15 protein-coding genes are annotated in these 14,391 nt (G+C 69.9%); all 15 read left to right on the forward strand.

The genetic code is table 11. The features are described from left to right. The coding region (locus D8M35_RS05430; protein ID WP_274542766.1) for a type IV pilus twitching motility protein PilT at positions 1-1,368 on the forward strand (1,368 nt) is incomplete at its 5' end. Then, a complete protein-coding gene (locus D8M35_RS05435) occupies positions 1,368-2,591 on the forward strand; it encodes a type II secretion system F family protein (RefSeq protein ID WP_126890937.1) in 1,224 nt (407 codons plus the stop codon). The genes D8M35_RS05430 and D8M35_RS05435, both read left to right, overlap by 1 nt. A 192-nt stretch (positions 2,592-2,783) precedes the next feature. Beyond that, positions 2,784-3,212, forward strand: coding sequence for a prepilin-type N-terminal cleavage/methylation domain-containing protein (locus D8M35_RS17250; RefSeq protein ID WP_342342911.1), 429 nt, complete (start codon positions 2,784-2,786; stop codon positions 3,210-3,212). 78 nt (positions 3,213-3,290) lie between these two features. After that, positions 3,291-4,751, forward strand: coding sequence for a hypothetical protein (locus tag D8M35_RS05445; protein WP_126890938.1), 1,461 nt, complete (start codon positions 3,291-3,293; stop codon positions 4,749-4,751). Further along, complete coding sequence (locus D8M35_RS16355; protein ID WP_153257431.1) at positions 4,748-5,452, forward strand: type II secretion system protein J; 705 nt, start codon at positions 4,748-4,750, stop codon at positions 5,450-5,452. Before D8M35_RS05445 ends, D8M35_RS16355 begins: the two co-directional genes overlap by 4 nt. Then, a complete protein-coding gene (locus D8M35_RS05455) occupies positions 5,449-7,323 on the forward strand; it encodes a hypothetical protein (RefSeq protein ID WP_161972607.1) in 1,875 nt (624 codons plus the stop codon). The genes D8M35_RS16355 and D8M35_RS05455 overlap by 4 nt, the downstream gene beginning before the upstream one ends. Next, complete coding sequence (locus tag D8M35_RS05460) at positions 7,320-8,150, forward strand: A24 family peptidase (protein ID WP_126890940.1); 831 nt, start codon at positions 7,320-7,322, stop codon at positions 8,148-8,150. Before D8M35_RS05455 ends, D8M35_RS05460 begins: the two co-directional genes overlap by 4 nt. A 20-nt stretch (positions 8,151-8,170) precedes the next feature. Continuing rightward, the gene (pilM, locus tag D8M35_RS05465; protein ID WP_126890941.1) at positions 8,171-9,223 is read left to right on the forward strand and encodes a type IV pilus assembly protein PilM; all 1,053 of its coding nucleotides are present in this window, start codon (positions 8,171-8,173) and stop codon (positions 9,221-9,223) included. Then, positions 9,220-9,936 carry a hypothetical protein gene (locus tag D8M35_RS05470; protein ID WP_126890942.1) on the forward strand — a complete coding sequence of 239 codons (717 nt, stop codon included), beginning with the start codon at positions 9,220-9,222 and terminating at the stop codon, positions 9,934-9,936. Before pilM ends, D8M35_RS05470 begins: the two co-directional genes overlap by 4 nt. Next, a complete protein-coding gene (locus D8M35_RS05475) occupies positions 9,933-10,634 on the forward strand; it encodes a hypothetical protein (RefSeq protein WP_126890943.1) in 702 nt (233 codons plus the stop codon). Before D8M35_RS05470 ends, D8M35_RS05475 begins: the two co-directional genes overlap by 4 nt. Before the next feature lie 172 nt (positions 10,635-10,806). Continuing rightward, entirely contained in the window at positions 10,807-11,529 is a 723-nt protein-coding gene (locus D8M35_RS05480) for a hypothetical protein (protein WP_126890944.1), read from the forward strand. Between the two features lie 52 nt (positions 11,530-11,581). After that, entirely contained in the window at positions 11,582-12,016 is a 435-nt protein-coding gene (locus tag D8M35_RS05485; protein ID WP_126890945.1) for a DUF6121 family protein, read from the forward strand. Between the two features lie 36 nt (positions 12,017-12,052). Continuing rightward, a complete protein-coding gene (locus D8M35_RS05490) occupies positions 12,053-13,186 on the forward strand; it encodes a hypothetical protein (RefSeq protein WP_126890946.1) in 1,134 nt (377 codons plus the stop codon). 347 nt (positions 13,187-13,533) lie between these two features. After that, on the forward strand, positions 13,534-13,902 hold the full coding sequence (gene rpsL / locus D8M35_RS05495) for a 30S ribosomal protein S12 (RefSeq protein WP_058728453.1): 369 nt from the start codon (positions 13,534-13,536) through the stop codon (positions 13,900-13,902). 5 nt (positions 13,903-13,907) lie between these two features. After that, a complete protein-coding gene (gene rpsG, locus D8M35_RS05500) occupies positions 13,908-14,378 on the forward strand; it encodes a 30S ribosomal protein S7 (protein ID WP_058728452.1) in 471 nt (156 codons plus the stop codon). The last annotated feature ends 13 nt before the right edge of the window (positions 14,379-14,391 follow it).

Raw genomic sequence — 14,391 nt, forward strand, 5'->3', positions numbered from 1 at the left:
TCCGTCCCGGTCGCGCAGCCGCAGACCGCGCCGGCCACGCCCCCGGCCGCCGTCCCGCCGTCGACCGCTGCGTACGGGTACGCGGACTCGGTGACCGAGCACCTGCCGGTGGTGCCCGCGGTGGCGACCACGAGCCTCCAGGCCGTCCCAGCGACGTCCGGCCACGCGGTCGACCCCGCGTCGCACCCCGAGATCGGCTTCACGCGCCACGCTCGCGAGGTCGCCGACGCCGACCTCATCACGGCGCTCTCGCAGGTCGTCTACCAGGGCGCCTCGGACCTCCACGTCACCGCCGATGCACCGCCGACCGTTCGGGTCGACGGCTCGCTGCGACCTGCGGTGCCCGGGGGACCCTGGGCACGCAACAAGGTCATCGCCGCACTGAAGACGCTGCTCACCCCCGAGCAGGCCGGCCAGTTCGACCACGAGCAGGAGCTCGACTTCGCGTACTCGCTGTCGCCGGAGTTCCGCTTCCGCGTGAACTACTACCAGCAGCGCGGCAACTGGGGCGCGGCGTTCCGCATCATCCCGACGAAGATCAAGACGCTCAAGCAGCTCGGCATCCCCCAGCACGTGGGGGAGTTCGCGAAGCTGCCCCGCGGGCTCGTCCTCGTGACCGGACCGACCGGATCCGGCAAGTCGACCACCCTCGCCGCACTCATCGACCTGGTCAACGAGACCCGTGCCGACCACATCGTGACGGTCGAGGACCCGATCGAGTTCATGCACGACCACAAGAAGGCGATCATCAACCAGCGCGAGGTCGGGGCGGACACGCACTCGTTCGCAGCCGCGCTGAAGCACGTGCTGCGACAGGACCCCGACGTCATCCTGATCGGTGAGCTCCGCGACCTCGAGACCATCTCCGTCGCACTGACCGCCGCCGAGACCGGCCACCTCGTCTTCGCCACACTGCACACGCAGAGCGCTCCCGGCACCATCGACCGTGTGATCGACGTGTTCCCGCCGCACCAGCAGGGGCAGATCCGCACCCAGCTCGCGGCGACGCTCGAGGGGGTCGTGTGCCAGACCCTCGTGCCGAAGGCGAACGGGTCGGGCCGTGTCGTCGCCACCGAGATCATGAAGACGACGCCCGCGATCGCGAACCTGGTGCGCGAGGGCAAGACCTACCAGATCACCTCGGCGATGCAAGCCGGCCGCGACGCCGGGATGCACACGATGGACCAGGACCTCGCCGAGCTCGTCAACGTCGGCACCGTCACCCGCGCCGCCGCGATGGAGAAGGTGCACGACGAGGACGGCTTCGACCGGCTCGTGCAGCGCGTCGAGTCGCCGTCCGACTCGTCCGCCGCGGCGATCGCTGCGTCGGAGATCGACTTCGGCGACAAGTACTCCGGAGGGCACTGATGTCACTCGCGTTCGACTACCGGGGCCGTGACGGCGCCGGCAAGCTCGTCAAGGGCCGGCTCGACGCTGCGTCCGAGGGTGCGGTCGTGCAGCGGCTCCGCACGATGGGTGTCTCGCCGATCGCGATCACCGAGGCGAAGCCCGGCACCGGACTGCAGACCGAGATCAAGATCCCGGGGTTCGAGAAGGGCGTCGGGCTCAAGGACCTCGCGATCATGTCGCGCCAGGCGTCGACGATGCTGTCGTCCGGACTCTCGCTGCTCCGTGCGCTGACGATCCTGGCCGACCAGACGGACAACAAGAAGCTCAAGGACATCCTCGGGAAGGTCCGGGACGACGTCGAGCGCGGTGTCTCGTTCTCCGACGCCGTCGCGAAGTACCCGGTCGACTTCCCGCCGATCATGATCAACATGATCCGTGCCGGAGAGACGGGCGGGTTCCTCGACCAGGCGATGGACTCGATCGCGACGAACTTCGAGAAGGAACACAAGCTCCGATCGACGATCAAGTCGGCCATGACCTACCCGGTCGTGGTGCTCGTGATGTCGCTGCTGGCCGTCGTGGTCATGCTCATCTTCATCGTGCCGATCTTCCAGGACATGTTCGCGTCGCTCGGTGGTCAGCTGCCCCTGCCGACGCAGATCCTCGTGCAGTTGTCGCATGCGATGCGGTGGGCCGGGCCGATCCTGGCGGTCGTGGCTGTCGTCGGCTGGCTCTGGTACCGAGGCAACAAGAACACCGATCGGTTCCGCGCCTTCCGCGATCCGGTCCTGCTCCGGATGCCGGTCTTCGGACAGCTGACCAGGAAGATCGTCATCGCGCGCTTCGCGCGGAACTTCTCGAACATGATCGGGGCCGGCGTGCCCATCCTGCAGGCGCTGCAGATCGTCGGGGAAGTGTCGAACAACTTCGTCGTGCAGAAAGCATTGACGCGCGTCGCGGAAAGTGTCCGGAAAGGCGAGTCGATCGCCGAACCGCTCGCCAAGGAATCGGTCTTCCCGGCGATGGTCGCGCAGATGATCGCGGTCGGTGAGGACGCCGGTTCACTCGAGGTGATGCTCGAGAAGATCGCGATCTTCTACGATTCCGAGGTGGAATCCACCACGGAATCCCTGACCTCGCTCATCGAACCGTTGCTCATCGCATTCCTCGGCGTGGTGGTCGGCGGCATGATCGTCGCGCTCTACCTGCCGATCTTCCAGATCTCCTCGCTCGTCAAGTAACTCGACGACGCGCACCCTCCGTTCGGGGGTCGGTCAGGAATTCCGCACCCCCGGTACTGGGGGCATTTCGCAACGCAGATCACCCCCGTTCTCGGGATTATGCCCGGAAAACGCCGTCAATACGCTTGCCAGCGGCGGCGGAGCACTCTGCGGCACATCCCCATCGCATTCCCGAGAAGAATGGAATCCACCATGTACTTCGCTCTCATGGGCAAGCTCGACGCTCGCCGCAAGGGCCTCCTCGAGGACAAGGAGAAGGGCTTCACGCTCATCGAACTCCTGGTCGTCGTGATCATCATCGGCATCCTCGCCGCGATCGCCATTCCGGTGTACCTCAACGTGCAGAACAACGCGAAGGACGCGTCGGTGAAGTCCGACCTGGCGAACGCGAAGACCGCGGTGATCGCGTTCCAGACGGATAAGAACGGCACGCTGCCGACGACGGCGGAGTTCGGAACTTCGGCGACGATGACGCCGTACGGCTACACGAAGAGTGACGGCACGACGTTCACCTACGTCCCCGCGGCGACCGGAAGCTCCTTCTCCATCTGCGCGGTCGGCGACACCAAGACCAGCTGGAAGATCACGGACACGACCGCAGCGGCCAAGGGCACGTGCTAGTCCTCTGACCCTGTGGGGGCGACCTGTCCGCGGACGGGTCGCCCCTCCGTCGCACTGACCATCACCGAGGAGGTGACCGTGATCCGCAGACTGCAGCGCGTGCTGCGCCCGGTCGACCGGTCGGCCCGTGAATCGGGCCTCTCGGTCATCGAGGTCATGGTCGCCATGATGGTCTTCGCCGTGATGAGCGTCGGGATCGCCTACGGCATCGCCAACACCCTCCAGCTCACCCAGACGAGCCGTGGCCGCGAGACCGCGGTGGCGCTCGCCTCGCAGGACATCGACTCGATGCGGCAGACGGCGGCCGCGACGACCGCCGGCATCTTCAAGGTGGTGAGCGCGTCCGGCGCGACGAACACGAAGACCCTCGGTGGCGTCACGTACCAGGTAGACCGGTCCGTCCGGTGGGTGCAGAGCGACGGTGCGAGCGGCGCGTGCGGCACGTCCAACGGCAAGCTCGCCTACAAGAGCGTCGTCGCGACGGTGTCGTGGCCGAACGCTCGAGGCGGCACGTCCTCGACCTCGATGACCTCGGCGATCGCCCCGAGCGACGCGGTCACCGACCCGGGCTACGGCACCGTGATCGTTTCGGTCGCGAACGCATCCGGTGCGCCGTTCCCCGGCGTCGCCGTCTCGCTGACACCGATCGCGGGCAGCGGCGCGATCGCGCCGAGCACCGCGCCGCTGCCGACCGACTCCCAGGGGTGCTCGTACGCGGTCAACGTGGTGCCGGGCGACTACACCGTCACTGCCACCGTCGCGGGCGGCATCGACACCGACCAGAAGCAACCCTCCCAGCAGACGCCGATCACGGTCGCTGCCGGCGCGAGCGCCCCCGTCCCGTTCGTCTACGACCGCGCGAGCCAGCTGACCCTCCTGTACGCGCAGACCTACGGCGCGACGCTCCCCACGAACATGCCCACGGTGCTGTCGAGCACCGGTGGCGGGCTCGACACGGTGACGCCCTGGGACACGACGAGCTCGACGCTCGCGATCACGTCAACCTCGACGCCCTCGCTCCCGGTCTTCCCCTTCACCTCCGGGTACACGGCGTTCGCCGGCCCGTACTCGAACAGTCCGAACTCCAGGGTCAACTGCCTCAGCCCGAGCGCCGCAGCGTGGACCGCACCGAACGCGGACGGCGCGGTCGGAGCCACGCCTGACGTGATCACGACGAGTGCGGGGGCGCCCGCGAGTGGGTCCGTGCGCATGGGCGTCGCGACGATCAAGGGCGTCAAGGGGCGCTACGTCACTGCGGTCTCCTCATCGACCCCCGGGCCGGGCGACCCGGGCTGCACCGCGGGCATGACGATGAAGTTCCCGGTGTCGACCGCGGACACCGCCACCATCGCTCTGCCCTTCGGCACGTGGACCATCTCCTCCGGGACGACCTTCGGGTCGACGTCGCGCAACGAGATCGCCACGAACGCCTCCAACGTCGCGCCGGTCACCCCCGGGTCGGTCAACCGCAAGACCGCGCTCATCGTCATCAGCTACGACAACACGCTCACCCTCGACCCTCGTGGACAGACCTCGTGACGCGGATGCTGGGCAGGCTGCGCCGCGAGGACGACGGCGTCGGCCTCATGGAGCTCATCGTCGCGATGAGCATCTCGATGGTGATCCTCGTCGCGGTCGGTGGGTTCTTCACCGCGACCCTGCGAGCCGGGTCGACCAACACCCGCTCCGACCAGAACGCCCGCTCCGCGTCGATCGTGATGAACTCGCTCACCCGGTACGTGCACGCAGCGAGCCTGCTCCCGGTGGCCGACGGCACGTACGCCGCCGCGATGACGCAGGCGGACGGCTCGAGGATGACGTTCACCGCCTTCGTGAACCTCGACGGCAACGCCACCGACGTCCCGGTGCAAGTGCGGTACTCGCTCAACGGCGCGAAGGGCCTCGTGCTCGACCGGTGGACGGGTACCACGACGAAGGGGTTCACGACCTTCCCAGCGCCGACACAACCGCCCACCACCTCGACCGTCCTCGGCGGGGCGGTGTCGTCCCCGACCGGTGACGGTGACCCGCTCTTCACCTACCTCGGCGCCAACGGCACCGCGTTGCCGACCCTCGCGGACGGGTCCCTGGCCGCGTCCCAGCTCGGAGCGGTCCGGGCCGTCCGCGTGAACCTCGAGCTCGGCGCCCCGGCTGCGGACACCCCGGGCAACACCCACATCCAGAACACGCTGTACCTGTTCAACGTGGCCTACGGCACGAGCACCGGAGCGACGCCGTGATCGGCCGGATCAGCACGGCACTCCGCCGGACGCACGGCGACGAACGGGGCATGGCCCTGGCGAGCGTCGTGATCTTCGGCACGGTCATGCTCATGCTCGTCGCGACGATGGTTGCGGTGTCCACGTCGGGCGCGGTGAAGTCGGCCACCGACCGGAACTTCCAGAACGCCATGGCCGCGGCCTACGCCGGCCTGGCCGACTACCAGTCGAAGCTGTCCAACGACAACGGCTACGCCCTGTACGGTAACGCGGCGGCACAGTTCAGCAAGACCAGTGGATCGACGTTCACGGGTGACGACGACAACCCGGCGTTCACGAGCAGCGGCTCGCAATGGGCGTCCGTCGTCGGCTCCACGGACCAGGTCTTCCGCTACGAGGTCGACAACGCCGACTACTCGTCGAAGGGCGTGCTGCGCGTCCGCGTCACCGGGAAGGCCGGCGGGAGCGTCCGGTCGCTCGTGGCGAACCTCAAGGGCGACGGCTTCATCAACTACCTCTACTTCACGAACTACGAGTCGTCGAGTCCGGCAATCTCCGGCAGTGACTGCACGACCGCCTACCAGTGGCAGGGCGGGGTCTCGAACCGGTGCCAGGCGGTGCAGTTCGCCGGAACGGACGTCCTGAACGGACCGATCCGGACGAACGACGTCTTCACCGCGGCGTGCACGACGACCTTCAACGGCAGCGTCGAGCAGCACGACACGCGAGTGCGACCGTCGAGCGGGACCTGCGGCGGCCAGTTCCTCGGCGGTGACCCGTCACCGGTGCCGTACCTCGGGCTCCCGGCGCTGAACTCAAACATGTCGCAGGAGACCAGGACCGACATCCCGGCGACGGTTCCCCGCCCCGGGTGCCTGTACACGGGGCCGACCCGGGTCACGTTCCTCGGAGGCGGCAAGATGACGGTCTGGTCGCCCTGGTCGAAGGCGACGCAGATCCGGGTGGACAGCGGGTCCGGCAAGGTGTCCGCGAGCGCGGACACCGCGAAGGCGGCGTCGCTCTGCGGGTCGATCGACGCCCTGCAGAGCCAGGGCGGCGCAACGATCCCCACACTGCCTGCCAACCTCATGTACGTGCAGGACGTCCCGTCCGCGACGAACAACGTGAACACCTGGTCCGGGACCTTCCCGTCGAAGTACACGAACACCTACTGCACGACCACGGTCACGGTCGGGGCGAACGGCAGGGCGACGACGAAGGCGAACCAGCCGTTCAGCAACGGACAGGGCTACCCGGCGGCAGGGGAGTGGGTGAACGGCCGGAGCGCCGGTCGCAACAACACGACGCAGACCGGTTCCGCGCCGGACACCTACTCGTGCACCGCCGGGGACGTCTTCGTCAGCGGTCCGTTCGCCGGCGCGATGACGATCGCCTCGTCGGGAACCATCTGGGCGACCGGCAGCGTGACCTACAGCGATCCGACCACCGACATCCTCGGCCTGGTCGGCCAGAACGCGGTCGAGGTGTACAACCCGACGAAGTGCACCTCCTCCGCGTACGACGGAACCGCGTGCAACAACTCCGGGATCGCGCTGCTGAACCGCTCGAACGGGGATGGCATCACCATCAGCGGTGCGATCGCGAGCAACGCCGGGACGTTCTGGAACCAGAACTACGACGTCGGGCCGAAGCTCGGCGTGCTCAAGGTCGTCGGCTCCATCGCGCAGAACTGGCGCGGTCCGGTCGCGACCACCGGGAACACCGGCTTCTCGAAGAACTACGTCTACGACCAGCGGCTGCTCACCACCGCCCCGCCGAAGTTCCTGCAGCCCGTCTCGACCTCGTACGGCGTGACGACCCAGGTCGAGGTGCAGGCCGCCTACCAGGTGGACGGCGCCTGCGCGACGGCGAGCACGGGAGCCTGCCGGTGAGCGCCGCCTGGGTCATCGCCGCCCTGGCCGGAGTGCTCGGCCTGGCGATCGGTTCGTTCCTCAACGTCGTCGTGCACCGCGTCCCTGTAGGGATCTCCGTCGTCGCGCCGCCGAGCGCATGCCCACGGTGCGACCACCCCATCCGCCGGCGGGACAACGTCCCGGTCCTCTCGTGGGTGCTGCTGCGCGCGAGGTGCCGGGACTGCGCCGCGCCCATCTCCGCCCGCTACCCCGCGGTCGAGGCGGTGACCGCCGTCCTCTTCGTGGTCGTCGCCCTCGTCGTCCCGCAACCGCTGGGCGCTGCGACGCTCGGCGAGGCCTTCGGCCGGACCGTGCTGCTCGGCGCGCTGCTCTTCCTGATGGCGGTGAGCGTCGCGCTCTCGCTGATCGACCTCGACACGCACCGCCTGCCGAACGCCGTCGTCTACCCGGCTGCCGTCGTGCTGCTGGTGCTCCTCGGCGCGGTGTCGGCGGTGTCCGGGGACTGGGGGGCCCTGCTGCGCGGTCTCCTCGGCGCGGTCGTGCTCGGCGGGACGTACCTGGTCCTGGCGCTCGCCGTCCCCGGTGGGATGGGGCTCGGCGACGTCAAGCTCGCCGTCGTCCTCGGCCTCGTGCTCGCGTACCTCGGATGGGGACCCCTCGCAGTGGGAGCTTTCGGCGGCTTCCTCGTCGGCGGTACGGTCGCGATCGCACTGGTCGCCATCGGTCGCGCTCGGATGGGCAGCGGGGTCCCGTTCGGGCCGTCGATGCTCGTCGGCGCGTGGATCGGCATCGTCCTCGGCGCACCCCTCTGGTCGGCCTACCTCGGGCTCCTCGGCCTCTCCTGACCCTCAACGAAAGCAGCACCATGGGAAAGAGCATCGTCGGCGTCGACATCGCCGCGTCGTCGATCCGCGCGGTCGAGGTCGGGGACGCCGACCGTGGCCGCCCCGTCGTCCTCCGGGTCGCCGAGGTGTCGACACCCGAGGGGTCGGTCAGTCGCGGCGAGGTCCTCGAGCCGAACACGGTCGGGGCCGCACTCCGACAGCTCTGGTCGACGGGCAGGTTCCGTTCGCGCGACGTCGTCCTGGGCATGGGGAACCAGCGGGTCCTCTCGCGTGACCTCACCGTCCCGCACGCGCCGCTCGCGCAGATCCGTGAGAGCCTCCCGTTCCAGGTGCAGGACATGCTGCCGGTCCCGGTGGGGGACGCGATCCTCGACTTCTACCCGGTCAGCGAGGGCGTCGACGAGTCCGGTCCGGTGATCCGAGGCCTGCTCGTCGCAGCGATCAAGGAGGCCGTGCTCGCGAACGTCCGCGCCGTGCGGCTCGCAGGCCTCAACCCGGTCGGTGTGGACCTCATCCCGTTCGCCCTCACGCGGGTGCTGAGCCCTGCGCAGGCGCAACACGGAACGATCGCCATCATCCAGGTCGGCGCGGACACCACGAGCGTCGTCCTCGCGACGGACGGTGTGCCGCAGTTCGTCCGCATCATCCCGTCCGGCGGGGACGACATCACCCGGTCGCTCGCCGGCCGACTCGACATCCCCTTCGCCCAGGCCGAGGCGGTGAAGCGGCACTTCGGGATCGGACCGGGCGCCCGCACGCCGGACGACGCGCGAGCTGTCGCGGCGGTGTTCGACACGGTCAACGAACTCGTGACGAGCCTCCGCAACACCATCAACTACTACGTCAACACCCGCCCGGACGAGGTCGTCGCCGGCATCGCACTCGTGGGTGGCGGCGCCCGGCTCATCGGGCTCCGCGAGGCCCTCGCCGACACGACGCACCTGCCGGTCACCACCCCGTCCGCCTTCCTCGGCGCGGGCTTCGGGCGGGCTGTCCGCGAGGAGGACGTCCTCGCGCACGGTGACTCGGTGGCCGTCGCCTACGGACTCGCAGTGGGGAGCAAGGCAGCATGACCAGCACGCAGGAACGCACGGAGGCTGCGCAGGGTCGTCGCGGCCGCGGGGCCCGTCGTGGTGCCTCGGACTCGACCGCGGGACGCGCGCCCCGGGTCGACCTCCTCCCGGCAGAGGTCTACGTCGAGCGTCGGCAGCGGGCGCTGACACGGCGCGCATGGCTCGGTGTCGTCGTCGTCGGCGCTGCCGTCCTGCTCGCGAGCGGCGGGGCGATGGCGAACCAGATGGCGACAGCGGCCTCGCTGACCGCCGCGCAGGCAGAGACCACGACGCTGCTCGCCCAGCAGCAGCGGTACGCGGAGCTGCGGGCAGCGGAGCGCGACTCCGACCTCCTGGAGTCGGCCCGGACCGTCGGAGGGTCGACCGAGGTCGAGTGGGACGGGACGCTCGGCGGCATCCGCGACGTCCTGCCGGCAGACCTCGCGATCAGCGGGATGACCGTCGCTTCCGCGACCGCGACGGAGCCGTTCGGACAGGCTGCCGATGGAGGTCCGCGGCCGAGGGTCGCGACGCTCGCGCTGACCGTGGCGTCGACGACCATCCCGTCCGTACCGGACTGGACCAGCCGCCTGTCCGGCCTGACCGGCTACCTGGACTCGTCGATCTCGTCGATCTCGTACGACCAGGACCGCGGCGAGTACACCTCCGTCATCGAGCTCGAGCTCGACGCGCGGGCCTACGACGGCAAGTACGACAAGGACGCCGACCGATGACGAAGCACCACCTGTCCCTCGTGATCGCCCTGGTGGTCGGTGTCGCGGTCCTGGCCGGCGGCTGGTTCCTCGGCGTGCAGCCGCAGCTCGCCGGGGCCGCGTCGAACCGGGTCCAGCAGGCGACCATCGACGCGACCAACGACAAGAACCGCGCCGAACTCACCCGTCTCGCAGCGGCCTTCTCCGGCCTCGATGCGACGAGGGCGGAACTCGAGCGGCTGCGGGCCTCGGTCCCGTCGACCGTCGACTCCGAGTCCTTCGTCCGCGAGATCGACGCAGACGCCGCTGCGGCCGGGGTGCAGGTCACGAACGTGACCATCGGGGACGCGACCCCCTACGCGCCAGCGAGCGCGGAGTCGGCCAGTGCGGAGCCGGCGAGCGCGGTGACGGCCACCCCGGGAGCGACCGCGGACGGCGCCGAGGAGACTCCGTCGGCGCAGGCTGCCACGGATCCGTCCATCACCGACGCGAACTTCTCGCTCGTACCCGTCACCGTCGCGGTCCAGGGGTCCTACGACCAGGCGCTGGCGTTCACGAAGGCGATGCAGTCCGGGTCGCGACTGTTCCTGGTCTCGGGGATCGCAGCAGCGAGCGAGGAGGAGGGCGACTCGCCCCCGATGCAGTCGCAGTCGTGGTCGCTGTCCGGGTCGGTCTACGTCTTCACGGGCACCTCGTCGAGCGCCTCGACGAACGGCTGACACCCCTCCGCAGAGCCCCCCGCGAAGTGGGTGCGACACGCCACGCCGCACCCACTTCCGCGACACCCGTCGCTGTGCCTACGATGCTCCCGACGCCGCACTCGCGGCTGCTCACACCCCTCTCGGACGGTCGCCTCAGGACGGCCGTTCCTCGTCGTGCCCGGAGTCGCGCGTGTTGGTCGGAATCGTGGAGTTCCTCGGCTGGTTCGGAGCCGTAACCGTCCTCGCAGGTTACCTGCTGTTCTCACTGGGCAAGATCCCGAACGGGCCGCTCTACCAGTCCCTCAACCTGGTCGGCGGGCTCTCCGTCGCCGTCAACGTCGCCGCGCACCACGCGGTCCCGTCGACGATCGTGAACGGCGTCTGGGCGGTCATCGCCGTGGTGGTCCTGGTGCGGATGGGCCGCGCCCGTCGCGCCGCCCGACGCGGGGTCTCGGAGACTCCCGCGGTCACCGTCCTGCACGTCGAGCCGCCGACGACGACCGCGGTCCTGCCGGTCGTCGGGCCCGCGCTGCGGGACCACGAGGCGGAGTCGACCCTGCTCGACCCGGAGGTGGCCCCGGCGGAACGCGACCACGAGGCGGAGCAAGCCCAGTGGAACCACGAAGCAGCCCCGGCGGGACGCGACCACGAGGCGGAGCCCGCGCAGCACGACCGCGCCGAGCCGCGCCTCCAGGACGGCACCGCGGCCCCCGTCGCCCCCATGACCGAGTCCGTCCCGGTCATCACCGCGACCATCGCGCTCGCGCTCGTCGCGGCGGCACAGCACCACGCGAGCCAGGAGCGCCCCCAGGGCCAGGAGCACCCCCAGGGCCAGGGCCAAGGCCAGGCTCCCGTGCCGGAGCGCGACGCCGAGCAGGACCGCGAGCACGCGCAGGAGCGCGCTGCGCGGTGACGCGGCGGCGCCGGAACCCGCCACCCAGGGCGCCCGGCAGTACGATCGAGCCATGTCCCGGTGGCTGATCGCGACGATGACGTCGGTCCTCTTCATCGCCCTCGTCGTCGCGGTGACGGGCTTCGAGGCCCTGCTCGCCGACGTCGAGGCGATCCCGCAACCGGACGCCGGCCCGTACCTCGGTCCGGCGATGGTGGTCGCGGCGGCCGCGGTCGTGTTCCTCGCCACGGCGGCGGGGATCCGCGAGGGCAACCCCGGTGTCACCGCACTCGTCGCTGCTGCGGGCACCTACCTGGCGATGCTCGCGACGGGAGCGGTGGGCTACTCGATGACGCGGGGGGACGGGACCGAGCTCCTCGTGTTCCCCGCGGGTTCCGCGCTGAGCCCCTTCGTGGTCGGCTCGGTGGTCGTCGCCCTGCTCTGCGTCCTCGGCGGTGTCTCCGCCGCCCGGTACCAGGCCCGGTCGCGGGGGACCGCGCGGCGGTAGGATCCCGGAGCACGCACGAGGCACGACGGGGGACGCATGACCGACAACCAGCCGGGCGGGTGGGCACAGGTCCCGCACGTCGACACGCTCCGGGGCACGCAGGAGCCGCCGGTGCCCGTCGCCGCCCCTGCCGCACCTCGCCCGCGTCGCCGGATGCGGCGTGGCGCACTGGTCGGGATCATCGCCGGCGGTGCAGCCGTGGTGCTGCTGCTCGTCACGGGCGTCGTCGGGTACGCGACCCAGTCCTCCTCGCACTCGGCCGACCGGCCGGTGCGGGCCTTCCTCGACGACCTGACCGCGGGCCACGTGGACGACGCGCTGCGCCTGGCGGGTGTCGACCACGACGACGCGGACGTGCTGCTCACGGACGCCGCCTACGCGAAGGCGACGGACCGTGTCACCGGGTACCGCATCGCAGCGACCCGCACCGACGGTGACACCGCCACCGTGCGCGCGTACCTGCGACAGGGCGGCCGGGACGTCGCCTCCACCTTCACGCTCGACCGCACGGGGACCGACTGGGGGGTCTTCCCGGTGTGGGAGCTCCAGGCGCCGGACCTCGGACGGGTCCAGGTCTCGGTCCGCGGCCCCGGAGGGACCACGGTCGAGGTCGCCGGGCAGCGCGTCCGGACGTCCGACGACGGCATCGCGAACCTGACCGCCCTGCCGGGTTCGTACGCCGTGGCGGTCGACGGCGGGAAGTGGTTCACGGCAGCGGGCGCGACCGCGCGCGTCCCCGGCTTCAGCACGACCGGTTCGGTGCCGGTGTCCATGACCACGGAGCTCACCGACGACGGGAAGCAGGCCGCCCAACAGGCGGTCGACCGCTGGGTCGACGGGTGCATCGCCTCCACGGACCCGGCGCCCGCTGGCTGCAGCTTCTACGCCTACGGCGAGGACCCGGCCTACACCTACACGAACCAGAAGTGGACGCTCGAGCAGCGCCCGCAGGTCACGGTCGGCGGATGGCTGTCGCGTGGGTGGACGGTTTCGACGTCGACCTTCGGTCGCGCCACCTTCACCGCCGACATCTCCGGGCCCGACGGCGTCGGCACAGCATCGGCGGGTCCGATGAACGTCAACGCGAGCGGGTACGTGTCGGGCTTCTCCGACGACGGCGCGACGTTCGAGTCCGCCGTCGGCAACGGTTCGTCCGACGCGGGTTCCTGACGCGGACGGGTCCGGTCCGGCGGTCGCCGCCTGGAGGCCCGCCCCACCATCGCCGACAGGTCCGGACGCGCGGTCGCCGGCCCGGAGGCTCGTCTCGCCACGGCAGCGTCGGCGCGCTCCGGGCGCGACGCGCCCGGATTGATTTCGCCGTGTGACGCGGGTAGTCTCTACCGGGTGTGCGCCCTCGGGCGCGCCCGAAATCCCGGGTCATCATCGTCGACCTCGACGAGACCGTACCGGGTCATCCATCCCACGACCTCCCTCCGCCGTCAGGCGGTGATCAGCGTGGGATGAGGAAGCCGACGGAATGCGTCGGCCAGAGCACGAGCGAAGAACCAGGAGAACAGTTGCCTACCATCCAGCAGCTCGTTCGCAAGGGTCGTACGCCCAAGGTCGTCAAGACCAAGGCGCCGGCACTGAAGGCGAACCCCCAGCAGCGTGGTGTCTGCACCCGCGTCTACACCACCACCCCCAAGAAGCCGAACTCGGCCCTGCGCAAGGTCGCTCGTGTCAAGCTCTCGAACGGCACCGAGGTCACGGCCTACATCCCCGGTGAGGGCCACAACCTGCAGGAGCACTCGATGGTGCTCGTCCGCGGCGGTCGTGTGAAGGACCTCCCCGGCGTGCGGTACAAGATCATCCGCGGTGCCCTGGACACCCAGGCCGTCAAGAACCGTAAGCAGGCCCGCAGCCGCTACGGCGCGAAGAAGGGTTGAGTTAGATGCCTCGTAAGGGTCCCGCCCCGAAGCGTCCCGTCGTCGCCGACCCGGTGTACGGCGCGCCGATCGTCTCGCAGCTCGTCAACAAGATCCTCCTGGACGGCAAGAAGGGCCTCGCCGAGCGCATCGTCTACGATGCACTCGAAGGCGTCTCCGCCAAGAACCAGCAGGACGCCGTCGCGACGCTGAAGAAGGCGCTCGACAACGTCCGTCCGACCCTCGAGGTCCGTAGCCGCCGCGTCGGTGGCTCGACCTACCAGGTCCCGGTCGAGGTCAAGCCGCACCGCGCGAACACCCTCGCGCTCCGCTGGCTCACCTCGTACGCCAAGGCCCGTCGCGAGAAGACGATGACCGAGCGTCTCATGAACGAGATCCTCGACGCGTCGAACGGTCTCGGTGCCGCGGTCAAGCGCCGTGAGGACACCCACAAGATGGCCGAGTCGAACAAGGCCTTCGCCCACTACCGCTGGTAATCCCGGCTCGGTA

Source organism: Curtobacterium sp. HSID17257 (assembly GCF_003989515.1).
Classification (GTDB): Bacteria; Actinomycetota; Actinomycetes; order Actinomycetales; family Microbacteriaceae; genus Curtobacterium.